The organism is Microbacterium lacus, from assembly GCF_044794305.1.
Classification (GTDB): domain Bacteria; phylum Actinomycetota; class Actinomycetes; order Actinomycetales; family Microbacteriaceae; genus Microbacterium; species Microbacterium lacus_B.
In genome coordinates this window covers 3,024,640-3,047,672 of the sequence record NZ_CP084996.1, presented here as the reverse complement: position 1 = coordinate 3,047,672, position 23,033 = coordinate 3,024,640, and the positions used below count along the sequence as shown (strand labels likewise).

General features: G+C 67.6%; 20 protein-coding genes. 4 read left to right on the top strand and 16 right to left on the bottom strand.

The genetic code is table 11. From position 1 onward, the window contains the following. Positions 1-5 precede the first annotated feature (5 nt). The 4 genes from alr to coaA all read right to left on the bottom strand — a co-directional run bounded on the left by alr (position 6) and on the right by coaA (position 4,536). Complete coding sequence (gene alr, locus LG299_RS14355) at positions 6-1,106, bottom strand: alanine racemase (protein WP_404434901.1); 1,101 nt, start codon at positions 1,104-1,106, stop codon at positions 6-8. A 20-nt stretch (positions 1,107-1,126) separates the two neighbouring features. After that, positions 1,127-1,498, bottom strand: coding sequence for a holo-ACP synthase (locus LG299_RS14350; protein ID WP_404431401.1), 372 nt, complete (start codon positions 1,496-1,498; stop codon positions 1,127-1,129). Positions 1,499-1,674: 176 nt separating this feature from the next. Beyond that, a complete protein-coding gene (glmS, locus tag LG299_RS14345; protein ID WP_404431399.1) occupies positions 1,675-3,528 on the bottom strand; it encodes a glutamine--fructose-6-phosphate transaminase (isomerizing) in 1,854 nt (617 codons plus the stop codon). Positions 3,529-3,579: 51 nt separating this feature from the next. Continuing rightward, entirely contained in the window at positions 3,580-4,536 is a 957-nt protein-coding gene (coaA, locus tag LG299_RS14340) for a type I pantothenate kinase (RefSeq protein WP_404431397.1), read from the bottom strand. 40 nt (positions 4,537-4,576) lie between these two features. Between coaA and LG299_RS14335 the strand changes: the two genes are divergently transcribed. Further along, entirely contained in the window at positions 4,577-5,503 is a 927-nt protein-coding gene (locus tag LG299_RS14335) for a Ppx/GppA phosphatase family protein (RefSeq protein WP_404431394.1), read from the top strand. Positions 5,504-5,539: 36 nt separating this feature from the next. Here the strand turns inward: LG299_RS14335 and LG299_RS14330 are convergent, their stop codons facing one another. From LG299_RS14330 to LG299_RS14310, 5 genes are all read right to left on the bottom strand, one after another. After that, positions 5,540-6,490, bottom strand: coding sequence for a family 43 glycosylhydrolase (locus LG299_RS14330; RefSeq protein WP_404431392.1), 951 nt, complete (start codon positions 6,488-6,490; stop codon positions 5,540-5,542). A gap of 59 nt (positions 6,491-6,549) precedes the next feature. Continuing rightward, on the bottom strand, positions 6,550-7,500 hold the full coding sequence (locus tag LG299_RS14325) for a carbohydrate ABC transporter permease (RefSeq protein ID WP_404431390.1): 951 nt from the start codon (positions 7,498-7,500) through the stop codon (positions 6,550-6,552). 3 nt (positions 7,501-7,503) lie between these two features. Continuing rightward, complete coding sequence (locus tag LG299_RS14320; RefSeq protein ID WP_404431388.1) at positions 7,504-8,445, bottom strand: carbohydrate ABC transporter permease; 942 nt, start codon at positions 8,443-8,445, stop codon at positions 7,504-7,506. Positions 8,446-8,508: 63 nt separating this feature from the next. Next, positions 8,509-9,798 (bottom strand): extracellular solute-binding protein, encoded by a 1,290-nt coding sequence (locus LG299_RS14315; protein ID WP_404431386.1) that lies wholly within the window; start codon positions 9,796-9,798, stop codon positions 8,509-8,511. A 68-nt stretch (positions 9,799-9,866) separates the two neighbouring features. After that, complete coding sequence (locus LG299_RS14310) at positions 9,867-10,925, bottom strand: LacI family DNA-binding transcriptional regulator (protein ID WP_404431384.1); 1,059 nt, start codon at positions 10,923-10,925, stop codon at positions 9,867-9,869. 170 nt (positions 10,926-11,095) lie between these two features. Between LG299_RS14310 and LG299_RS14305 the strand changes: the two genes are divergently transcribed. After that, positions 11,096-11,317: a hypothetical protein gene (locus tag LG299_RS14305; protein ID WP_404431382.1), complete on the top strand. Its 222-nt coding sequence runs from the start codon at positions 11,096-11,098 to the stop codon at positions 11,315-11,317. 9 nt (positions 11,318-11,326) lie between these two features. Here LG299_RS14305 and glmM read toward each other — a convergent pair whose 3' ends face one another. The 5 genes from glmM to LG299_RS14280 all read right to left on the bottom strand — a co-directional run bounded on the left by glmM (position 11,327) and on the right by LG299_RS14280 (position 16,737). Beyond that, a complete protein-coding gene (gene glmM / locus LG299_RS14300) occupies positions 11,327-12,688 on the bottom strand; it encodes a phosphoglucosamine mutase (RefSeq protein WP_404431380.1) in 1,362 nt (453 codons plus the stop codon). Between the two features lie 14 nt (positions 12,689-12,702). After that, positions 12,703-13,182 carry a 30S ribosomal protein S9 gene (gene rpsI / locus LG299_RS14295; RefSeq protein ID WP_404431378.1) on the bottom strand — a complete coding sequence of 160 codons (480 nt, stop codon included), beginning with the start codon at positions 13,180-13,182 and terminating at the stop codon, positions 12,703-12,705. Between the two features lie 35 nt (positions 13,183-13,217). Beyond that, a complete protein-coding gene (gene rplM, locus LG299_RS14290) occupies positions 13,218-13,664 on the bottom strand; it encodes a 50S ribosomal protein L13 (RefSeq protein ID WP_404431376.1) in 447 nt (148 codons plus the stop codon). A gap of 193 nt (positions 13,665-13,857) precedes the next feature. Continuing rightward, positions 13,858-15,783, bottom strand: a complete 1,926-nt coding sequence (locus tag LG299_RS14285; protein WP_404431374.1) for a hypothetical protein — start codon at positions 15,781-15,783, stop codon at positions 13,858-13,860. A gap of 75 nt (positions 15,784-15,858) precedes the next feature. After that, positions 15,859-16,737, bottom strand: a complete 879-nt coding sequence (locus tag LG299_RS14280; protein WP_404431372.1) for a lysostaphin resistance A-like protein — start codon at positions 16,735-16,737, stop codon at positions 15,859-15,861. 68 nt (positions 16,738-16,805) lie between these two features. On the opposite strand from LG299_RS14280, the gene LG299_RS14275 reads away from it, so the two are divergent. Both LG299_RS14275 and LG299_RS14270 read left to right on the top strand, forming a co-directional pair. Next, positions 16,806-17,405, top strand: a complete 600-nt coding sequence (locus LG299_RS14275) for a low molecular weight phosphatase family protein (RefSeq protein ID WP_404431370.1) — start codon at positions 16,806-16,808, stop codon at positions 17,403-17,405. A 128-nt stretch (positions 17,406-17,533) separates the two neighbouring features. Continuing rightward, positions 17,534-18,985: a polysaccharide biosynthesis tyrosine autokinase gene (locus LG299_RS14270; protein WP_404431368.1), complete on the top strand. Its 1,452-nt coding sequence runs from the start codon at positions 17,534-17,536 to the stop codon at positions 18,983-18,985. Between the two features lie 96 nt (positions 18,986-19,081). Here the strand turns inward: LG299_RS14270 and LG299_RS14265 are convergent, their stop codons facing one another. Both LG299_RS14265 and LG299_RS14260 read right to left on the bottom strand, forming a co-directional pair. Further along, entirely contained in the window at positions 19,082-20,641 is a 1,560-nt protein-coding gene (locus tag LG299_RS14265; RefSeq protein WP_404431366.1) for a M28 family metallopeptidase, read from the bottom strand. 205 nt (positions 20,642-20,846) lie between these two features. Continuing rightward, a complete protein-coding gene (locus LG299_RS14260) occupies positions 20,847-22,736 on the bottom strand; it encodes an RNA polymerase sigma factor (RefSeq protein WP_404431364.1) in 1,890 nt (629 codons plus the stop codon). Positions 22,737-23,033 lie beyond the last annotated feature (297 nt).

Here is a 23,033-nt window from a genome sequence, read left to right as displayed (position 1 = left end):
TCCGGTCACTGCGACACCTGCCGGCGCGGAACCCGCGCGCCGATGCGCGTCACGACCTCGTAGTTGATCGTGCCGGCCGCGCGAGCCCAGTCGTCGGCGCCGGGCATGCCGAGGGTGGGGTCTCCGAAGAGCACGACCTCGTCGCCCACCGAGACCGGGTGATCGCCGACGTCGACGACGAACTGGTCCATCGCGATGCGGCCCGCGACCGTGAAGCCGCGGCCGTCGATCACGACCGGCCCGACGCCCGAGGCTTGCCGCGGTACCCCGTCGGCGTAGCCGAGCGGGATCAGCGCAAGGGTGGTCTCGCGGTCGGTGCGGTAGTCGTAGCCGTACGAGACGCCGGTGCCCGCCGGCACGCGACGGGTTGCGGCGACGACGGCGCGCAGGGTCATGGCCGGGCGGAGGCCGAGATCGGCCGAGGTGGAATCGGCGAACGGCGAGAGCCCGTAGATTCCGATGCCGATCCGCACGCACCCGAGGCGCGCTTCGGGCAGTGCGATCGCCGCGTGAGTGGCGGCGATGTGGCGCAGGGGCGGAGTGACACCGACGGATGCTGCGGCCGACACCCCTTCTTCGAACAAGCGCAGTGCGGCACGGTCGTCGTCGGCGGACGCGTTGGAGAGGTGACTGAAAAGCCCGACCACTGTGAGCTTGCCGATGCGCTCGAGGCGTGCCGCCTCGGCGAAGACCACGCGGTAGTCCGAGGGCGCAATGCCGTTGCGCGAAAGGCCGGTCTCGAGCTTGAGGTGCACGCCGACCGGCCGATCGCCCGAGGCCGCCGCGGCGGCGGCCAGCAGTTGGTCGACCGACGAGATGCCGAGCTCAATGCCGGCTCCCGCGGCTTCGGCGAAGTTCGTACCCGGCGCGTGCAGCCACGCCACGATCGGAGCCATGATGCCACCCCGACGAAGGTCGAGGGCCTCGCCGATGTCGGCAACGCCGAGGCGGGTGGCTCCCCCGGCGAGCGCAGCGGTCGCCGAGCGCACCGCGCCGTGGCCGTATCCGTCGGCCTTGACGACGGCGATGACCTCAGACTCGGTCAGCCGCCGCAGGTGCCGGACGTTCGCGGTGATCGCGCCCACATCGATGGTGGCCTCGCGCATCTCGCCGGGGGCGAACCCGCTCACTGTGCTGATTCCAAGCGTGCAGACTCCGCGATCACGTACGCGGTCGCCAGGCCCGCGTCGTGCGACATCGACAGGTGGAGAGTGGTGATTCCGCGCGCCGCGACGACGTCGGCGGTTGATCCGGTGACGGTGAACCACGGGCGGCCGGATGCCTCGGGCGTGACCTCGATCTCGGTCCAGTGCACTCCGTCCGAACCGCCGAGCGCCTTGATGAGTGCTTCTTTCGCGGCGTAGCGCGCGGCGAGCGAGCGCGGCTTGAGCAACCGCTCGGCCGGGGAGAACAGCCGCTCGAGCAACTTCGGTGTGCGCTCGATGGTGCGCTCGAACCGCCCGATGTCGACGAGGTCGACGCCGATTCCGACGATCATGCGCGTTCTCTTCTCAGCACTCCGCCACTTTATCCCGCAGCATCCCGCCTACCGTGGCCCCCGGCATCCGTCTGCTCGCCCTCCCACCCGGGTTCAGTGTCCAAAACACGCGGACACACTCGCACAGGCTCCGCGTGTCTTGGACACTCAACCGGAGGCAACGGCGCCGGATGCCGCTACTCGACCGTGACCGACTTCGCGAGGTTGCGGGGCTGGTCGACATCCAGGCCCTTGGCCGTCGAGAGCCCCATCGCGAAGATGTGCAGCGGCACGACCGCGAGGAGAGGCTCGAACAGGGGTCCGGCCAGCGGAATCCGCAGCACTTCGTCGGCGAACGGCAGCACGGCCGCGTCGCCCTCTTCGGCGATCACGATCACCCGAGCCCCGCGGGCGCGGATTTCTTGGATGTTCGAGACGACCTTCTTGTGCAGCTCTGCGGATTCCCGCGGCGAGGGCACGATGACGAACACGGGCTGGCCCGGCTCGATGAGGGCGATGGGCCCGTGCTTGAGTTCACCGGCGGCGAAGCCTTCGGCGTGGATGTAGGCGAGTTCCTTGAGCTTGAGCGCGCCCTCGAGCGCGATCGGGTAGCCGACGTGGCGGCCGAGGAACAGCACCGAGCGGGTGTCGGCCATCCAGTGCGCGAACTGGTCGATGCGTGACTGCTCACGGTCGAGGATCTGCTGAATCTTCGTCGGGATCGCCTCGAGCTCGCGGACGTGCTCGGCGGCCTCTGTCTCGGGCAGCGACCCGCGCACGCGGCCGAGGTGGAGGCCGAACAGGTACAGCGCAGTGATCTGGGCGACGAAGGCCTTGGTCGAGGCGACGGCGACCTCGGGGCCGGCGTGGGTGTAGACGATCGCGTCGGACTCGCGCGGGATCGTGGCGCCTTGCGTGTTGCAGATCGACAGGGTCTTCGCGCCGCGCTCGCGCGCGTACTTGACCGCCATCAGCGTGTCCATCGTCTCGCCCGACTGGCTGATCGAGACGACGAGCGTGTCGGGGCCGATCACGGGGTCACGGTAGCGGAACTCGTGCGCGAGCTCGACGTCGACGGGCACGCGCGCCCACTGTTCGATCGCGTACTTTCCGACGAGCCCGGCGTAGGCGGCGGTGCCGCAGGCGACCACGATGATGCGCGTGATCGAGGTGAAGAGCTCGTCCAGACCGTCCAGCTCAGGAACGACGATCTGGCCGTCACGAACGCGTCCGCGGATCGTGTTGGCGACGGCTTCGGGTTCTTCTGACACCTCTTTGGCCATGAACGAGGACCATCCGCCCTTGTCGGCGGCCGAGGCATCCCACAGCACTTCGAACGGCTCGACCTCGACCGAGTTGCCGTCGAAGTCAGTCACCTCAACACCGGAGGGCGTGATGGCGACGATCTGGTCTTGACCGATCGCGAGCGCGTTGCGGGTGTGCTCGACGAAGGCGGCGACGTCAGAGCCGAGGAAGTTCTCGCCCTCGCCGAGGCCGATCACGAGCGGGGAGTTGCGGCGAGCGCCGACGACGAGGCCGGGGTGCTCTTCGTGCATCGCGAGCAGGGTGAAGGCGCCCTCGAGGCGCGCAGCGACCGCACGGAAGGCCGCGACCAGGTCGCCGGCCGACGCGCGGTATTCGCGTCCGAGCAGTACGGCCGACACCTCGGTGTCGGTCTCGCTGCGGAACGTGTAACCCTCGCTGAGGAGTTCGGCCTTCAGCTCAGAGAAGTTCTCGATGATGCCGTTGTGGATGACGGCGAGCTTGTCGTCATCGGCCAGGTGCGGGTGCGCGTTCGCGTCGGTCGGGCCGCCGTGCGTCGCCCACCGGGTATGACCGATACCGGTCGTGCCGTCCTGCATGGGGTGGGCGAGCAGATCGTCACGCAACACCTTGAGCTTGCCGGAGCGCTTGCGCATCTCGAGGTCGCCGTCCGCATCGATCACGGCGATGCCGGCGGAGTCGTAGCCGCGGTACTCGAGCCGAGAGAGTCCGGCCAGCAGAATCGCTTGGCTCTGACGAGGTCCTACGTATCCGACGATTCCACACATGCGCCCAATTCTACGGGGGTGCGGTGGTCAGAACCTGAGCGCGCACCCGCGTCACAGCTTCCGCAGCAGAACCCTCTCCACCGCGTGGCCTTCGGCCTTCTGCAGGATGAGCGTCGCGCGGTGCCGCGTGGGCAGGACGTTCTCTTCGAGGTTGGGGAGGTTGATCGAGTTCCAGATGCCGCGGGCGAAGTCGATCGCCTCGGCGTCCGACATCTGCGCGTAGTTGTTGAAGAACGATGTCGGGTTCGAGAACGCACCGTGCTTCAGCGCAAGGAACCGGTCGAAGAACCACTGGGTGATGTGGTCGGAATCCGCATCCACGTAGATGGAGAAATCGAACAGGTCGCTCACGGCGATGCCGTTGGGCGACGCCGGCGGCTGCAGAACGTTGAGGCCCTCGACGATGACGACATCGGGGCGACGCACGGTCACGTGGGCGTCGGGGACGATGTCGTACCGCATGTGCGAGTAGAACGGCGCGCGCGCTTCGGGAGCCCCGCTCTTGAGGTCGCTGAGAAAGGCGAGCAGTGCCCGCCGGTCGTACGACTCGGGAAAGCCTTTGCGCTGCATGAGCCCGCGGCGCTCGAGTTCGGCGTTCGGGTAGAGAAAACCGTCGGTGGTGACGAGTTCGACGCGCGGGGTATCGGGCCAGCGGCTCATGAGTTCGCGCAGCAGACGGGCGATCGTGGACTTTCCGACAGCGACAGAACCTGCGACCCCGACAAGGAACGGCGTGGTCGTGTCGGGTTCGCGCAGGAATCCGGATGTCTCGGCCCCGAGCCTCTTCGTGTTCTCGGCGTAGAGCGACAGCAGGCGCGAGAGGGGCAGGTAGACCTCGGCGACCTCGGCCATGTCGAGCCGATCGCCCAGTCCGCGGATCTGGACGACCTCGGTCTCGCTGAGGGGTTGGGTGATTCCGGCGGCGAGGCGCGACCACTCGTCGCGATCGATCTCGCGGTACAGCGAGTGGGCAAGGGTGGTGGCCGGGGCGGCGTCTTCGACGGACATCGCGCCCATCGTACCGGTCGCGAGCCGATAGCCTGAGCCCGTGCGCCTGGGAGTTCTCGATATCGGTTCGAACACCGTCAACCTGCTCATCGCCGACGCTCGACCGGGTGATCGCCCCACGCCCGCCACGGCTTTTCGCCGCGTGTTGCGCCTCATGCGCTACCTCGAACCGGACGGCTCGATCAGTCGCGAGGGGATTGATGCATTGACGGATGCCGCGGCCGAAGCCCGCCGCGTCGCCAGTGAGTACGAGGTCGAGGCCTTCTTGACGATCGCCACCTCGGCACTGCGCGAAGCGACGAACGGCCCCGAAGCGATCGCCGAGGTCGAAGAGGTCACCGGCACTCCCCTGCAGGTACTCGATGGGCCCGGCGAGGCTCGGTATACCTTCCTCGCGATCCGCCGCTGGTTCGGTTGGTCGGCGGGCCAGATCCTCATGCTCGACATCGGCGGCGGCTCGCTCGAGATCGCCGCCGGGTCGAACGAATTGCCCGATGTCGCGATGTCGGTGCCGCTCGGCGCGGGCCGTGTCACGATGCAGTTCCTGCCCGATGACCCGGCCTCTTCTGACCAACTCGCGGCGCTGCGCGCCCATGCCGACGAACTGCTGGCGCCCGTCGTCGTGGCCGTGCAGGGGCATCCGTCGCCTGATGTCGTGGTCGGGTCTTCCAAGACGATCCGGTCGCTCGCGCGGCTGGCCGGCACTCCGTTGACCGGGTGGGCCGACGACGACCGCATGCTGCTCACGCGTGCAGGGCTGAAGAGCTGGATCCCGCGCATGGCCGCGATGCCGGCCGAGGCACGCCAGCAGCTGCCGGGCATCACTCCCGAGCGGACGTTCCAGATCGTCGGCGGTGCGGTCGTGCTGCACGCGGCGATGAAGGCGCTCGGGGTTGACGCGCTCGAGGTGAGTCCCTGGGCGCTGCGCGAGGGAGTTCTGCTGCGCTACCTCGAGACCGTGGACTGAGGTTCGCCCTCAGCCTGCCGGGGCCTGCTGCCCGAGCTACGCCCCCTGGACGACGAGGCGGTCACCCTCCCACGCCACCGGCATCGGATCGATGATTCCCCCGAGGAAGGCGCCGTGCTCGTCCGCGTGCCGGAATGCGAAGAGCAACCACTGGCCGTCCGACCGCCGTTGCAAGAGGCGACCGACGTACAGACTCTCGTCGGTGAGCGGGTAGGCCGCGTCGATGTCGAACGGACCGGTGAGGCTCTGCGCCGGGACCGCCCAGGTTCCGCCGGCCTGCCCCCGACGGGACTCCATGGCGTGCTCGTCGAGGCAAGAGAAGATGAGCACCGGACGCCCGTCGATGACCTCGACCTGAGTCACTTCCAACTGCCCGAATCCGTGCACGGTGGGCACACTCAACGGCGGGCGCAGCTCCCACTCGCGCAGGTCCGCCGACCACGCATGGCCGATCACTCCCCGCCCGTTGATCGGGCCGTGCGGCGCGCGCGCGGTGATCAGCATGTGCCAGCCGTTGCCCTCCGGATCGGCGAACACCCACGGGTCGCGGAACGCCTCGTCTTGCCAGTCCCCACTGTCGAGGGTCTCGTACCAGGGCCCCGCGGCCTCGAGAATGGGTTCGCCGGTCTTGAACCACCTCTCGGCGTCGGAAGAGGTGGCGTAGCCGATGCGCTGTACGTTCTTGCCGTTCGGGGCGAGCGAAGACCCCGTGTAGAACATGAACCACGTGCCGTCAGGATGCCGGACGACCGAACCAGTCCAGGTGGCGAGATCGTCGAAGGCCGGCGCATCGCTGCGCACGAGCGCGTCGGCGACCTGTGTCCACTCGACCAGATCGGTCGAGATGGCATGGCCGATCGAGGCCCGGTAGTGCCGCGCATCGGGGTCGTGCAGTGCGCGCGAGGCGTAGAGGAAGAACAGGTGGTACTGGTCGCCGTCGTCAGCGAACCAGAAGTCCCATACCCACGATCCGGGCAGGTCGAACATCGGTGATCCTTCGGGTCGGGGGTGAGCGGACGAAGATGCGGGTACGGGATGCTGCGGCGTCATCCCTTCACTCCGCTCGAGGCGATGCTGCTGACGAATGCCCGCTGGAAGATCAGGAACACGATCAGCACCGGCAGAGTGATCAGCGACGTGTACGCCATGACTTCGCCCCACGCAGTGTTGAGCTGGAAGAAGTACTGCATGCCGACCATGACCGGCCGCAGCTCTTCCTTCTGTACGACCATCAACGGCCAGAGGTACTGATTCCACGCGGGCAGGAACGTCAGGATCGCCACGGTCGCGAACGCGGGTCCCGACAGGGGCACCAGGATGCGGCGATAGATCGTGAACCAACTCGCGCCGTCGATCCGCGCCGCTTCGTCGAGCGACTTCGGGATGGTCGAGAAGTACTGCGTGAACAGGAAGATCGAGAACGCGTTCGCGATGAACGGCACGATCTGCACTTCGTAGGTGTTGAGCCAGCCGAAGTCGTACTTGACCATTCCGCCTTCCAGAACGAGCGTCGGCAGTTGCGCGACCCAGTAGACCATCGGCACGGCGATGGTCTCGAACGGAACGATGAGCGTCGCGATGACGACGGCCAGAACGATGAACCGGCCCTTCCATGCCAACCGCGAGAGCGCGAACCCGGCCATGGAGTTCACGATCAATCCGAGGCCCACGGTGAGTACGGTGACGAACACCGAGTTGAACAGGAACTGCGCAACAGGCACGCGGTCGAAGACTCCGAAGTAGTTGTCGAGGCTGATGTCGCCGACCGGGAGGAAGGCCATCGGCGAGTCGATGTCCTGCAGGATCTGCGCGTCGGGTTTGAGACTCGAGACGAACATGAACACGAGCGGGAAGAGGAAAATGATGCCGAACAGCGACATGCCGAGGTAGAGCAGTACCTTGCCGCGTAGGCGGTGCGCCTTCTCGCTCTGCGGTGTCGCGGGTCGGCGACCACGACGGGAGCCTCCGGCGGTGGTGAGGGTTTTCGTAGTGGACATCTCTCAGTCCTTCTCTCGCGTCAGGCGACGCTGGATGAGCGCGATGGCGAGCACGGCGACGAAGAAGATGAGCGAGATGGCGGCTGCGTAGCCGATCTCCTGCTGTTCGTAGCCCTTGCGCACCGCGTGGAAGACGATGGTTGAGGTCGAGCCGTTCGGGCCGCCCTGGGTCATGACGTCGACCTGAACGAACAATCCGAGGGCGGCGATGGTGATGGTCACCAGGACGAACACCATCGTGGGACGCAGGCCCGGCCAGGTGACGTTGGTGAACTGGCGCCAGGGGCTGGCGCCATCCATTCGGGCTGCTTCATACAGCTCTTCGGGAATCGTCTGCAGGCCCGACAGCCAGATGATCATGTGGAAGCCGACGGCTTGCCAGATCGACAGGACGATGATGGCGCCCAGGGCCGTGTCCGGGTTGTTGAGCCAGTCGGTCCCCTCCCACGCACCGAAGGTGACCGCGTCGATCATCGAGTTGATGAGGCCGTCCTTCTGGTACATGAACTTCCACAGAATCGACACCACGACGATCGAGGTGACGACGGGAATGAAGAAGATCACGCGAAAGGCGGTGACCCCTCGCATGCGCCGGTTCACCAGCACCGCCAGGAGCAGTCCCAGGCCCGCCTGAACGGGAACGACGACGAGCGCGAAGAGCACCGTGTTGCCGATCGACTGGACGAACACGGGGTCGGCGGTGAAGGCGCGGATGAAGTTGTCGAAGCCCACGAACCGCGGCGGGTTCGGCGAGATCAGCCGCGCGTTGGTGAACGACAGGGTGAAAGCGAGGATCACCGGGATGATGAGGAACAGGATGAGGAGTGCCGCAGCGGGTGCGATCATTCCCAGTCCTGCCCAGGTCTCACGGCCCCGGATGGAGCGGAAGCGACGGGAGGCGCGCCGAGGTTGTTCGGCTGCGACCGTCGGAGGTGTGACAGTCATGGCATGTCTCTCTGAGAGATGATGCGCCGGCGGGGACGGATGAGCCCCCGCCGGCGCAGCGGGTTACTGGAAGCCGTAGCCGTCGTTCGACGCGATGTTCGCATCGATCTCGGAGACGGCACGGTCGAGCGTCTGCTGCACGTCGGAGCCGTTCATGATGTCTTTCGCGGCCGTTTCGAAGGTGCTCGAGATGACCGCGTAGGCCGGTGTCTCGGGACGCAAGACGGCGTACTCCTGCGAGAACTCGACGAACGGGCGCAGCGCGCCGTTGTCACCGAAGTACTGCGAGGCTTGCGCAGCAGCCTCGGTCGCGGGAATCACGACCTGCTTGTCGGCGAACTCGGTGATGTACTCGTCCTGGAAGCTGAACTCCAGGTAGGCGCGGGCACCGTCGGCGTCGTTGCACTCCGACGAGATGCCCCACTGCCACGAGCCGCCGCCGATCTTGGGACCGTTGCCCAGGTCCGGCGGGGGCAGGATCAGCAGGTCGTCGCCGACCGCGTCGAGCGCAGTGACGGCGTTCCAGACACCCGTGTAGCTCAGCGCGACTTCGTCGTCGATGAACTCCTGGTTGCCGATCGTTCCACTGTTGCTCGCGAATCCGTCGGCGAAGAGTCCGGCGAACCATTCCCCCCATGCGACTGCGTCCTCACCGTTGAGCGCACCGTCGGAGGTGAGCATGGTCGAGCGGTCGATGAGGTCGCCGCCGAAGCTCTGCAGGAACGGCGAGTAGGCGTAGGGCCACCACTCTCCGGCGTCTTCGGCGCCGATGTCGAGGGGCGTCTCGTAACCGGCGGACTTCAGTGTGGCGAGTGCTGAGTTGAACTCATCGGCCGTCCACGGCTCTTCGACCGTCGGGACCCGGATGCTGTTTGCCTCGAGCACCGACTCGCGGGCGAAGATCGACAGCGCGGCGTCCCAGTATCCGGCCGAGTAGATCTCGCCGTCCCATACTCCGACGGCGGTCGGCAGCAACGAGTCGGTGAGTTCAGTCGGCAACTCGAGCGGCTGAAGATAGCCGGCCCATGCCCAGTTCGGCATGATCGGGCCGTCCAGGTCGAGAAGGCAGGGAAGATCGCCGGATGCCGCGGCCGCCACGATCGCGTCGTTGTAGGCGCCCTGCGGGAACGACTCGTTCACGACTTCGTACTCGTCCTGCGAGGCGTTGAAGTCCGAGATGATACGTTCATAGACCTCGAGCTCGGCCGGGTTACCGGCGGAGTGGGTCCACATGGTGAGCGGGATTCGACCGTCGGCAGTCGTGGACTCGCCCTGCCCGGCCTGGCCGCATCCGGTCAGGGCCAACGCCCCGACCACTCCCATCGATACGAGTATCGGCGTTGTTCTGCGCATTTTCTGTGGTTTCCTTTTGTTGGTGACCGACGCGCGCGGCGGTCACTTTCGGAGACTGCCTATGGCAGTCATTCGGTGTGTGAAGCCCGTCGCCGGTTCGGTTTGGCGACTTGCGCCGGCGGCGGGCCTACGGAGTCTCGCCTGATGACGGGACACTTCATTTGGTGGGCGGCGTCCTCATCCCCCTCTGCGCGGACGCCGAGCGCAACCTCCATCGCCCATCGACCCATGTCGTAGTGCGGTAGCGCGATGGTGGTGAGGGGAGGATCCTGCTCCGCGGCGATCAGCTGTTGGTCGTCGTAGCCGATGACGGACAGGTCGCGCGGAATCTCGAGGCCGCGACGGTGGGCGGCGATGTATACGCCGACGGCCATGCGGTCGTTGAAGCAGAAGATGGCGGTGGGTCGCTGATCTTCGGGAAGGCCGAGCAGCTGCTCGAAAGCGGCGCGCCCACCGCGAGCGGTCGTCGCCCCGTGCACGTGGAGCGCCGGATCCACGGGGATCCCGGCCTCGGTGAGAACTTCGAGGTAGCCCTCGTGCCGCAGGGTGGAGGCGATGGGGTTGTCGTCTGTGTCGATGTAGGCGATGCGCCGATGCCCCGCAGCGACCAGCTCGCGCACGGCCGCGGCGCCCCCGGCGCGATCGTCGGGCACAACCGAGCGGAAACCCCCGTTCTCGGGCCGGCAGTCGAGAAAGACCGAGCCTTCGGGCAGTCCGACCGGTGCCGGCACCACCTGGTGCCACATGCACGCGTAGATGAGCGCGTCGACCTGCTGCGCCTGGAGCGCGCGGATGGCGTCTGCTTCGATCGCGGTATCCCCACCGGTGTCGATGAGAAAGAGGAGGTGCCCGTTCTCTCGCGCTGCGTCCTGCGCGCCAGCGAGCATGTCGCCCGCGAACGGGGTCGTCGCGATCTGGTCAGAGATGAGCCCGACAGTGCGCGTCTGTTGCGTGCGCAGCCCCCGCGCGACCGAGCTCGGCGCGTAGCCGACAGCTCGCGCCGCTTCGCGCACTCGCTTGCGGGTCTCTTCAGAAATGCGGGACTCGACGTCGTTCATCACAAGCGACACGGTCGTGACCGACACGCCTGCCGCCGCGGCGACGTCGGAGATCCGGGCCCTGACCATTTCTCACATCCTTGTGATAAATCGATTTATCTCGTGTGAGAGATTATCGTCCCGACGTCGGGGCCGCGTCAAGACCAAGTTTGAATTCTCCCCGCACTCCGCCTGTAGCACGCCGGGGTCCTCGGCGCCACCCACTGTCACGAACCGCGGCCGGTGCCTAAAGTCGAGGCATGACTGACAGCACAGTGCACGGCGACGACGACGCATCCTTCGAGGGTCCCGACATCGAGACCCCGACGGGCGAGGGCTCCGACACCGACGCAGCCACCGATCCGGACGGCGAAGAGAAGCCCGGCGGGCTCGGCAAGGACGGCACGATCCCGAACCATCCCGACGGCGTGGCCGCCGGCCACACGGGCGAGCAGTCCACGTTCGAGCCCGAAGAGGGCTGAAGAGCCCCGCTACAGCGCGAGACGCTCGCGCACGACGGCCGCGAGTTCGTCGGCGTGCCGCTGGGCGACGTCGGCGGAGGATGCCTCGACCATCACCCGCACCATTTCTTCGGTGCCGCTCGGGCGGAGCAACACACGCCCCGAGTCGCCGAGCTCGGCTGAGACCGCGGCGACAGCCTCAGCGACACCCGGGTCAGTAGAAGCCAAGGTCCGATCAACTCCGCGCACGTTGATGAGCACCTGCGGGTACACGGTCATGATCGAGGCCAGCTCGGTCAGCGTCTTACCCGTGCGGGCCATCTCGGCCATGATGTGCAGGCCGGTGAGCAGGCCGTCGCCGGTCGTGGCGAACTCGCTCATGATCACGTGACCGGATTGCTCGCCCCCGAGCGAATAGCCGCCCTCGTCCATGGATTCGAGCACATAGCGGTCACCGACCGCGGTCTGCAACACGGTGATGCCGTGATCGGCCATCGCCCGGTGCAGTCCGAGGTTGCTCATGACGGTCGCGACCAGGGTGTCTTTCGCGAGCGCTCCACGCTGCTTCATCGCCACCGCGAGGATCGCCATGATCTGGTCTCCGTCGACGATGTTGCCCGAGGCATCCACCGCCAGACAGCGGTCGGCGTCGCCATCGTGAGCGATCCCGACGTCTGCGCCGGCCGCAACCACGGCTTCGGCGAGAAGGTCGAGGTGGGTCGAGCCCACACCGTCGTTGATGTTGAGACCGTCGGGGTCGGCGCCGATGACGGTGACCTGAGCGCCCGCGTCGCGGAAGGTTTCGGGAGAGACTCCGGATGCTGCGCCGTGCGCGCAGTCCAACACCACATGCAGGCCTTCCAGGCGATGCGGCAGGGATCCGAGGAGATGCAGGACGTAGCGGTCTTCGGCGTCGGCGAAGCGCGAGATGCGTCCGACGTCGGCGCCGGTCGGCTGGAGCTTGGGCCCCGCCATCGCGGCTTCGATGCGCTGCTCGACGATGTCGGGCAGCTTCACTCCCCCGCGGGCGAAGATCTTGATGCCGTTGTCGGGCGCCGGGTTGTGCGAGGCCGAGATCATCACACCGAAGTCGGCGTCACGATCGGCGATGAGGTACGCCGTGGCCGGGGTCGGCAGCGTGCCCGCGTCGAGCACGTCCACCCCGGACGAGGCAAGCCCCGCTTCGACGGCAGCGCTGAGGAAGTGCCCCGACACGCGGGGGTCGCGGGCAACGACTGCGGTGAGTCGCTTGCCCGAGGCCTTGCGGGCCTCGGCAGTACGGCCCTGGCCCAGGACGACAGCAGTCGCCTGGGCCAGGGTGAGTGCGAGATCGGCGGTGAGGACCGGCCCATTGGCGAGGCCCCGCACACCGTCCGTGCCAAAAAGCGGCATCGGAGCGGAGCCGATCAGCGCTTCGAGTACTGAGGAGCCTTGCGGGCCTTCTTCAGCCCTGCCTTCTTGCGCTCCTTGATGCGTGCGTCACGCGAGAGGAAGCCGGCCTTCTTCAGGGTCGGGCGGTTGTTCTCCTCGTCGATGCCGTTCAGCGAACGAGCGATGCCGAGGCGCAGCGCGCCGGCCTGACCCGAGGGGCCACCACCCGAGATGCGGGCGATGACGTCGTACGCGTCAGTGAGGTTGAGCACGGTGAAGGGGTCCTTCACGAGCTGCTGGTGCAGCTTGTTCGGGAAGTAGTCCTCGAACGTGCGGCCGTTGATGGTGATGACGCCCGTGCCGGGGACGATGCGCACGCGGGCGATCGCCTCCTTGCGGCGGCCGACGGCTGCACCCGGAACCGAGAGCACGGGGCGCTCGGCAACGGCTGCTGCGGTCTGGTCGACGGGGGTCTCGGTTGAGTAGTTGTCGGGGGTCTCTTCGATGTTCGCCACGAGTGTGTCCTTAGTCTTCGGAGTCTGAGCGGCGCTTACTGGGCGACCTGGTCGAGGGTGTACGTCTTCGGCGTCTGCGCGGCGTGGGGGTGCTCGGCACCGCGGTACACCTTGAGCTTGCGCAGCTGGTCAGCGCCCAGGCTGTTCTTGGGGAGCATGCCGCGGACGGCCTTCTCGACGGCGCGCTCGGGGTTCTTCGTCAGGAGCTCGTCGTAGGTGACCGACTTGAGTCCACCCGGGTAACCGGAGTGACGGTAGGCCTTCTTCTTGGTCAGCTTCTGACCGGTGAGGGCGACCTTTTCGGCGTTGATGATGATGACGAAGTCACCCATGTCCATGTGGGGGGTGAAGGTCGCCTTGTGCTTGCCGCGGAGCAGGGTTGCCGCGTGGCTCGCGAGCCGGCCGAGAACGACGTCGGTGGCGTCGATGACCAGCCACTCACGCTGAGCTTCGCCAGCCTTGGGGGTGTATGTGCGCGTCACAATAGTGCTGCTTTCTTGATTCGAACGGAGATGTTCGTGAATCCCACTCCGGGGTGGTTCGCTCTTCGACGAAGGTCGAACACGCCAGTGGAGGGCTCACGTTCGCGGTGCCCAGCCAGCAGGGCGCAGGCACCAAGGATCCAGCATACGGCATGCGGATGCTGCGCCCAAAACGCGCGCGGCGGTGTGACTGCTACGGGGTATCGCCCGGCGGCGTGGTTCCGTCGCCCGGCGGGGTCGTGCCGTCACCAGGAGGTGTCCCGCTGTCCGGCGGAGTTGTCTCGGGCGGCGCCGGATCCGTCGTCGGGGTGGGAAGCGGCGCGGGGCCCACCGGTGGGCGGTAGGCGTTGCGGGCCTCTTCGACGGCGCGCTCCTGGTCGGCACGCAGGGCGGTGACCGCTCCGGCGTAGGCCTGAAGCTCAGCATCCCCCGACGCACCCGTGGCCTGTGCTGCGCCGACAGCGAGCGCGGCGCCGGTGACAGCATCCCGGAAGCTCTGCTCAGCCTCATCGTTCTCTTCGACGATGCCGGCGGCGGTCGCAGGCAGAGAGGCGCCGAGCGCCTGCTGTGCGGCGGCGAGCGCGGTCACTTTCGCGGTGATGCCGGCGGTCGCTGCTTCGACGGCAGCCACGGCGCTCTGCACCTCCATCATGTATGCCTCAGCGGCTTCGGCCGCGGCGGCGATCGAAGAAATGTCATCGGCAGTGGCATCCGAGAAGTCGGGGCTGTCGAACTCTTCGGGAAGGACCGGCGGCGGTGCGGCGGCGAGCGTCGCGACGAGGTCGGCGTGGGCCGCGTTCGCCGGGTCGAGGGTGACGGGGTCTGCCATGCCGGCGACCGAGGCGAGGGCCGGGCCCGCGCTGTCGGCAGCCGCCTGTGCTGAGACGAGTGCTTCGTCGTATGCCGCGACGGCGGTGTCGAGCCGCCCCTGCGCGCCAGAGATTCCCGACGTCGCGTCGGTGAAACCTGCGACAGCGGCGGTGACGCGGTTGTTCGCGGCGATGTTCTGCGAGACCACGACGGATCCGACGACGACGCCGGCGATGAGGACGACGGATGCCGCGACCGCCCACCACGTGCGCTGTGACCAGCCCGCCATGCCGCGGCGCGGCGCGGGGGCGAACTCTCCGCGGACCGGTCCTGCCGCGCGCGATTCTTTCGGAGCTTTCGCGGGCTTGGGTTCTTTCGGCTGCTTCGGTTCTTTCGGCTGCTTCGCGGGCTTCGACTCAGACGCAGGGGCGAAGGCTTGGGTAGCGGCCGTGGCGGCGACGGCCGCAGCCGGGAGAGCAACGGTGGGCGCGACGGGTGCGGGCTGGTCGTCGACCTGGTGACCGCGCAGCAGGAGTTCCCAGTCCGACGGACCCTCGGCCAGTGGGGCCGAAGCAGGTGCGGGCGAAGCAGGTGCGGGCGAAGCAGGTACGGGCGTCTCGAAGGACTCGGCGGACGGTGCCGGGACTGGCGAGAAGGGTTCGAACGCCAGTTCTTGGAAGTCCCCCGTGGGTGCGGATGACTCAGGGACGACGGATGCTGCCGCCACCCCGAAGGCCAGCGCCGCGGTCGGCTCGGCCGCACTGTCGGGTTCTTCGAGCGGGGGTTCCCAGACCGGCACGAAGATGTCGTCGACGGGCTCGGCGACCTCGAACCGCGATCCAGGAGCGGGGGTTGCGGCGTGCTCGACCGGGGGCACCTCGGCGGCCTCGGCGGCAGCGGCGCGCTGCGCCCGCATCGGCGCGAAGACGGCTGCTGCCGGTGAGGGCTCGGGCGCAGGCTCCGCCACGGGCTGCGGCTCCGCCACGGGTGCAGGCTCCGCCACGGGCGCAGGCTCTGCCACCGGCGCAGCCTCGACCACCGGTGCGGGCCGCGGCGCGGGCGCGGGCACCGAAGTGCCTGCGGCGGCGCGTCCGAAGAGGGCCGCGAGGCCGTCGTCGATGGGCGGGCGGGCGGTACCCGCGGGCGCAGGGGTGGTCGCAGCATCCGGAGCAGTGAAGATCGACTCGGAGGCCTTCGAGGTTCCGAAGAAGGCGGCGAGCGCGTCAGCACGCTCTTGCTCGGGGGTGCGCGAAGCACCGTCGACGCTGTCCTTCGCGCCGTCGGCGTCGGGTGCGGGGACGGGTTTCATGCTCGCCATTCCTCACGTCGCGGCAGGGGCGGCGCTCAGTTTACACGGGCGAGTTTCTGCCCGGCCATGCGCGCGCTACCCCGCGTAGGTGCCGATCAGGGCGAGCACGACGTACGTGCCGTTGTAGACCACGTGGGCGAGGACCGCCGGCCAGATACGGCCCGTGAGCAGCACGAGCGAGGCGCAGACGAGGCCGACCACCGTGAGCGAGATCACCTGATCCACCGCGAGCGCACCGCCGAGGGCGTGCACGAGTACGAAGATCCCGGTGCTGGCCACGGCCGCGACGGCGGCCGCGACGATCTTGCCGACGGGCCGGCGCAGCAGGGTGTACAGCGCGACGAGGATGACCCCGCGGAAGAAGAACTCCTCGATCACCGGAGCGATCAGCACGGTGGCGATGACGTCGTTGAACAGCCACCCGTTCGGCAGGCTCCCGCCGATGGTGGGGTACGACGGGAAGGCTCCGGTGCCGCCGGTCGCGGCATCCACCCACCCTTGCACCAGGCGAAGAAGCAGTCCGATTCCGAGACCGAAGACGAGGTCTTGTGCGCGAAAGCCCAGGAGTCCCGCGGGGCGCGAGCGCACGAACGCGTAGACGATGGCGATGAGCATCGCGACCCACAGCAGGACGGTCGCGACGAGCGGTGCCCAGGACGCGCTGACGAAGGTGACGAGGGCTGTTCCGCCGAGAACTCCGACGCCGAGGGCGATGAGCGCGAGCGCGAGGACGCGCTCCCGCCACCGAGCGACCGTGCGTCCACCCAGGCGCCAGTCGCGTCGGCGCGTGCGCTCGGGCGACTCCCCCGCCTCAGGCTCGGCCGCACCGCCGACGGCGGACTCGCCATCCACCGATTCGCCATGCATCGAAGCATCCGACGCAACGGCAGAATCGCCGAACTCACCCCGCCGCGTTCGTCTCAGCGGAGCATCCGCCGCGTCGGGGGTGCTCACAGGGGGCTCCGCGGCATCGATAGAATTGGGCGACACGCGCCCCACGCTACCGCCGAGAGGTTACGTCCGTGTTCCAGATCCTCACCGTCTGCACGGGCAACATCTGCCGATCCCCCCTGGCAGAGTTGCTGCTGCACACGCGCCTCGCCGACCTCGATCCGACCGTGTCGAGCGCGGGGACGCGCAGTTTGGCGGCTGCGCCGATGACTCCCGAAGCGCAGCGGTTGGCCGCACAGCTCGGCGTGGCCGACAAAGACATCCCCACTCACCGCTCGCGCTATCTCACCGAGGGGCACCTTGCCACGCCCGACCTGATCCTCACGATGACGCGCGATCACCGGCGTCATGTGGCCGAGCTCGCCCCGACGCGGCTGCGGTCGACGTTCACGGTGCGCGAGTTCGCGCGCCTGGCCGAAGGCCTCTCTGATGACGCGGTGCGCGAGACCGTGGCATCCGTCGCCGATTCTGATGCGGATGCTTCCACCCGCCTGCGCGCGGCCGTCAGTGCGGTGGCCGCCCGGCGCGGAATGGTGCAGCCTCCGGCCTCCCCCGACGACGACGACGTCATCGACCCGTATCGCCGATCGTGGGCGACCTATGAACTTTCAGCCCAGCAGATGGCACCGGGTTTGACAGAAGTAGAGCGCATCGTCCGTGCGGCTTGCTGACCGACTTCTTAACACGCTCGTCACGCCGTGGCGAGCAGGGCGTAACCGTTTACTAGCAGGATAGAAACCAAGCTCGGGTTCCCCCACCGTTCACGCACCTCGAACGTAGCCCGCAAGCGAGAGGCATCATGGAGCTCACTGACTACATCCGGATCCTGCGTAAAAACTGGATCATCATTCTCGTCGCCACGGCGCTGGGGCTTGCCCTGGCAGCGCTGTTCACCTGGACTCGCACCCCCGTGTACCAGGCGCAGTCGACCGTGTTCGTCTCGACGCAGGCCGGTGGCACGGTCGCCGAAATGCAGCAGGGCCAGAACTTCACGCAGTCGCGTGTGACGACCTACGCAAACCTCGTGACGACCCCGATCGTGATGAACCCCGTCATCGCGCAGCTCGATCTCGAGACGACGGCGAGCCGCCTGGCGACGTCGATATCGGCGTCGAGCCCATTGAACACGACGCTGATCACAATCACGGTCGAAGACACCGACGCCCTGCGCGCGGCCGAAATCGCCAACGCCCTCGCGGCGAGCCTGACGAACGCCGTCGAGTCGATCGAGACTCCGAACGACTCTGACACGTCGCCCGTGCGGCTGACGCGCGTGAAGGATGCGCTGCCGCCGTTGGCTCCGTCGAGCCCGAACCCTCCGCTCAACCTCGTGTTGGGTGGCCTGATCGGTCTCGCTCTCGGTATCGGTATCGCCGTGCTGCGCGCCGTGCTCGACACGCGCGTGCGCACGCCTCAGGACGTCGAGGTCGTGACCGATGCCCCGCTGATCGGTGCGATCGCGTTCGACCCGAAGGCCAAGGATCGCCCGCTCATCGTGCACGCCGACCCGCTGTCGCCGCGCGCCGAGTCGTTCCGTGCGTTGCGGACGAACCTGCAGTTCCTCGACATGGGCGGCCGCTCGTCGTTCGTTGTGACGTCGTCGGTGCCCAGCGAGGGCAAGTCGACGACCACGATCAACCTCGCGATCGCGCTGGCCGATGCCGGCAAGAAGGTTGCGCTGCTTGACACCGACCTGCGCAAGCCGAAGGTCGCCGAGTATCTCGGCATCGAGGGCGGCGCGGGTCTGACTGACGTACTGATCGGTCGCGTGCGCGTGGGCGATGTCATGCTCCCGTGGGGTGATCGGTCGCTGTATGTGCTTCCGGCGGGAAAGATTCCGCCCAACCCGAGCGAACTGCTGGGCTCTACGCAGATGGCCTCGCTTCTCGAGGTGCTCGAGCGCGACTTCGACGTGGTGCTCTGTGACGCTCCGCCGCTTCTGCCGGTGACGGATGCTGCGATCCTTGCCCGAGCAACGTCCGGAGCGCTTGTCGTGGTGTCGGCCGGTCGCACGAACCGCCACCAGTTGTCGGGTGCGATTGACGCGTTGCAGACCGTGGGGGCGAAGGTCGCCGGCGTCGTGCTGTCGATGGTGCCGACGCGGGGTCCGGATGCTTACGCCTATTCGTACGGCTATGGCTACGGCGGTACCGGCCACTACGGGTACACCCAGACGCGCGCGGCCCGCAAGGGTCGCGCGGCGAAGGCTGCGGCTGCGCCGAAGGCTCCGTCCGAGACCGCGGGGCTCTGAGCGACATCCCATCCGGGTTCGAGTAGCACCACCCCAACACAAGAGGCGGGCGGAGCGCATCAGCGCCCCGCCCGCCTCTTTGGTTGAGGCTGAGCCCTACTCGGCGTCGGCCTCGTGGTCGTGATCGTGGTTGTGGTCGAGTCCGCCGTCAGAGCCGAAGGTGCCCTCCGGGCCTGCAGCATCCGGAAGATTCAACCCACCGGGGATCGAGCGACCGACGACGCCATTGACGAGCTCTGTCGAGTACGAGTACGCGAGCACCGCGAGGGCGATCGCGTCGGAGTTGACCTCGAGCGCGTGCGCGTTGACATTGCCGATCGTGTCGCACACCAGGTGGTAGCAGGGGTCGAAGGACGCGCCTTCGGTGCCACCCCAGATCGATGCCTGTTCTTCCGACTTGACGGCTTCCGCTCCGGTGAACAGGCCGCCCGAGGGGATGCCCGCCGCGATGAATGCGGAGTAGTCGCTGCGACCCGAGAACTCGGCGTCTTCGTACGGTTCGCCGACGCTCGTGAAGTAGCGCTCGAAGAGGTCCTCGATCTGGATGGATCCTTCGGGAACTGCGACCGGGGCGTCGAAGCCCGACTCGTCGCCGTCGTAGATCATGAAGATGTAGTTCGGCGAGGCGATCATGTCGAAGTTCAGGTAGAGCCCGATGCGATCGCGTTCTGCCTGCGGGAGGCGCTGAACGTACGAGTCCGAGCCGACGAGGCCGACCTCTTCAGCGGCCCACCAGGCGAGGCGGATCGTGTTCTGCGGCTTGAGCTTCGAGAGGTTCTGTCCGATTTCGAGCAGGGCCGCGGAGCCCGAGCCGTTGTCGTTGATGCCGGGTCCTGCGGGCACCGAGTCGAGGTGCGCGCCGGCCATGACGACGTTGTTGTCGTTGCGTCCGGGCAGCTCAGCGATGATGTTGCGCTGCGGACGGTTCACGGGCGCCGCGACCGCGACGCGTGCGACCGAGTTGGCCTGGAGCAACGAGGTGCCGATGTCAGGGCTGACGCCGAGCGCGGGGATCGTGATTCCCGTTCCGACGTTGGGGAACAGCACGTCGGCGACGTTGTTCACGATGACCACGGCGCTCGCGCCGGCAGCCTGGGCATTTGTCGCCTTGAGGGCGAAGGGGCACGTTCCACGCTGGACCAACGCGATAGACCCGGCCGGGAATCCGGCGAAGTCGGCCGGTTCGCACCCGCTGTTGCCGCTGTCGTAGTCGACAGGCACCACGTTTGCGGTGACATTGCCGAAGCCGGTGCCTGAGGCGGCGTAGGAGAAGAACGACGCCGAGATCGGCTCGATCTGCTGCAGGATCGGCGGGGCGATGTAGTTGTAGTCGAAGACGTCTTCGGTGACGGTCCATCCGGCTTTGCGCATCGTGTCGATGACGTAGTCGGCGGATGCTTCGTAGCCGGGCTGGCCTACCGCACGGTTGCCACCGTTGGCATCGGCGATGGCCTGGAACGCTTCGAGGTGGTCGGTTACTCCGTCGGCGCTCACGCACTCGAGCAGATTCGCGATGGTGTTGTTGTTGCGGTTTTCACAGGCCTTTGCTGCGGGTGCTGCGAAAGCGCCGGTGGGGATAGCGGTGAGCGCGAGCGCGACCACTGCTCCGGCTGCGATGGCCGTGGCGCGGAGCCTCGGCTTTGCGGATGAATACATCGTTCTCCTTACGGCGTCGTCATCGACGTCGATAGGGCGATCGGATTTGTGGCCGATCGCGGTGGGGGACCGAAAGTCGCGGGTGGCGACATCCAGTGCTGACGTTAGGGGCGTGCGGCGCGGATCGCGAGGATTACGTTGGTCAGACGCGCAACTCTCACCATTCCCTCATCTTCGAGTGCTCGCTCCACCCTTCGCACCGGTCTCACCCCGCGGCGACAAGGGTCACGCGGGTGGTCGTCTCGACGCCTCGCGCGCCGGTGAGCGGGTCGACGTAGGCGAGGGTGATTTCGTGCGAACCGAGTCGCAGTTCGGGCACCGTGAGTTCGCCCACGCCGTCGGTGAGAGTGGTGCTGTACACCGTCGGGTCGTCATCGATCCGCATGTCGATCGTGTGCCCGCCGAGCCCTTCGAGAGCGAACGCGACGGACCCCATGGATCGCGAGTGTTCGGTCGACACGTTGTCTCCCGGGGCGCCGCCGACGACCGCCGGCACGGCGAAGGTCATCGCGCCGAGCGTCACGACCTCGTCGACCGCGCCGTCACGGCTGTGCACGACGAGCAGCTCCATGCCCTGCCGTGCAGCGACCCGAGCCGCGCTGAGACCGAAAGCGCCCACCTCATCGACGATCGATTCGGCAAGGGTGGTTCCGTGCTCATCTTCGAGACGGATGCGGGCACCCGGCGTGCCTGTTCCCTCGAGCGTGGGCAGCACGGCCAGCGGCGAACTGAGCACTGTGGTGACCGCGAACGCGGGGGCGATCGGTGCCGAAGGGGTGTTCTCGCGCGGCCCGATCGGCTCGGTCTCACCCACCACGGGTGGGGCGGGTGCGGTCGATACGCGTTCGACGACAGCAGGCTCGACAGGCACACCGGGAACGACCGGAACGACAGGTGCAACCGGCTCAACCGGAGGCGCGACCGGTTCGACAGCAGCCTCAACGACAGGCTCCGCGACGACCGGGGCGAGTTCGACGACCGCGGGCGCAGCGCCGGCGGCCGATTCGGCGTTCGACCTCTCCTGACTCGGCTCGACAGCTCCGATCAGCGCGAACACGGCGGTGGCGAGCACGACGGCCGAGGTCACCAGTCCCGAGCTCACCGCGATGGCGAGTCCCGTCGACTTCGCGGGGGTCGTGACGGCAAGCGCGTCACCCGTGTGCAGTGCGGCTTCGAGAGCGTGCGCGGCGGGGGCGGAAGCATCCGTCGACGAAAGGATGTGGGCACCCGCTTCGGGACCGGTCGATCCGATCGCAGAGACTCCATCGCCCGCACCGAAACCAGCAGCGACGGCTGTGCCCGTCTCTGCGCCGAACATCGCGGCCGCGCCGGCACTGCCGAGGACGACGGGCAGAAGGATCGCGCGCAGTCGCGTCGAGACCTGCTCGATGTCGGCGGCGACGATGCGGCAGGCGGCACACGACGAGAGGTGGGCGCTGAAGCGCGGGCGGTCGGCGCGGGCGAGCGCTTTCTTGCCCTGCGTGACGACGCGTGTGCACACCCAGCGGCACTCTTCGGGGCGCGAGGGGTCGGCGATGTGAGCTTCGAGCCAGGCATTGCGAAGTCCGTCGCGCGCACGATAGATCAAAGCCGACACGGCGTTCGCAGTCATTCCCATGAGGGGGGCGATCTCGCGGGGCTTCATTCCTTCGACTTCGGTGTACCAGAGCAGTGTGCGCCAGCGTTCGGGCAGCGTGCGGAAGGATTGCGCGAGTGTGGATCGTTCGTCGATCTGCTCGAACGGGTCATCGGCGACGATAGTGGCGGCGCGTTCGTCGAGGTAGTCAACGGTGACGTCGGTGGCCTTGCGCCCCCAGGTGGCGGCCAGGTTGCGGATGGTGGCGTAGAGGTAGGGGCGGAACAACTCGGTCGGGCCACCGCCTGCCTGCAGGGTGCGGAGGATCGACACGAATGCCTCGCTGACGATGTCGTCGGCATCGAACTTCGAGGTGATCGCGCGTGCAGCGGCCAGGCCAGCCCGTTCGTGGCGCTGCCACAGCACTCCGTAGGCGCGGCCGTCGCCGTCGCGGACGGCCTGGAGGAGGTTGTGGTCAGACAGCTCGTCGGTGTCGTCGAGCGCGTTGATCAGCGTCATCTCGGGTCCCTTCTCGCGGGTTCGTGAACCCCTACGGCGAAGAGACGCAGAAATGGTCGCATCATTACGCGATGTGACCATTTCGTAATTTTCGGATGCTGCGGCGCACACCCGCGCGGGCTGGTTGCTGCGGGGCACACAGCCGCGCGGGCTGGTCGCTGCGGGGCACACACCCGCGCGGGCTGGTCGCTGCGGCGCAACCACCCGCGCGGGCTGGTCGCTGCGGCGCACACACCCGCGCGGGCTGGTTGGTTGCGTCGGACTGCCGCCACCGCGGTCAGGGACGAGTCCGGGAAT

Excerpts from the sequence above, each read along its gene's own strand:
- LG299_RS14315 (WP_404431386.1), bottom strand. The coding sequence starts at position 9,798 with ATGCGCAGAACAACGCCGATACTCGTATCGATGGGAGTGGTCGGGGCG.
- alr (WP_404434901.1), bottom strand. The coding sequence starts at position 1,106 with ATGCGCGAGGCCACCATCGATGTGGGCGCGATCACCGCGAACGTCCGG.
- LG299_RS14265 (WP_404431366.1), bottom strand. The coding sequence starts at position 20,641 with ATGTATTCATCCGCAAAGCCGAGGCTCCGCGCCACGGCCATCGCAGCC.
- LG299_RS14320 (WP_404431388.1), bottom strand. The coding sequence starts at position 8,445 with ATGACTGTCACACCTCCGACGGTCGCAGCCGAACAACCTCGGCGCGCC.
- LG299_RS14305 (WP_404431382.1), top strand. The coding sequence starts at position 11,096 with ATGACTGACAGCACAGTGCACGGCGACGACGACGCATCCTTCGAGGGT.
- LG299_RS14270 (WP_404431368.1), top strand. The coding sequence starts at position 17,534 with ATGGAGCTCACTGACTACATCCGGATCCTGCGTAAAAACTGGATCATC.
- glmM (WP_404431380.1), bottom strand. The coding sequence starts at position 12,688 with ATGCCGCTTTTTGGCACGGACGGTGTGCGGGGCCTCGCCAATGGGCCG.
- LG299_RS14350 (WP_404431401.1), bottom strand. The coding sequence starts at position 1,498 with ATGATCGTCGGAATCGGCGTCGACCTCGTCGACATCGGGCGGTTCGAG.
- LG299_RS14260 (WP_404431364.1), bottom strand. The coding sequence starts at position 22,736 with ATGACGCTGATCAACGCGCTCGACGACACCGACGAGCTGTCTGACCAC.
- LG299_RS14325 (WP_404431390.1), bottom strand. The coding sequence starts at position 7,500 with ATGTCCACTACGAAAACCCTCACCACCGCCGGAGGCTCCCGTCGTGGT.
- LG299_RS14330 (WP_404431392.1), bottom strand. The coding sequence starts at position 6,490 with ATGTTCGACCTGCCCGGATCGTGGGTATGGGACTTCTGGTTCGCTGAC.
- LG299_RS14285 (WP_404431374.1), bottom strand. The coding sequence starts at position 15,783 with ATGAAACCCGTCCCCGCACCCGACGCCGACGGCGCGAAGGACAGCGTC.
- glmS (WP_404431399.1), bottom strand. The coding sequence starts at position 3,528 with ATGTGTGGAATCGTCGGATACGTAGGACCTCGTCAGAGCCAAGCGATT.
- LG299_RS14310 (WP_404431384.1), bottom strand. The coding sequence starts at position 10,925 with ATGGTCAGGGCCCGGATCTCCGACGTCGCCGCGGCGGCAGGCGTGTCG.
- coaA (WP_404431397.1), bottom strand. The coding sequence starts at position 4,536 with ATGTCCGTCGAAGACGCCGCCCCGGCCACCACCCTTGCCCACTCGCTG.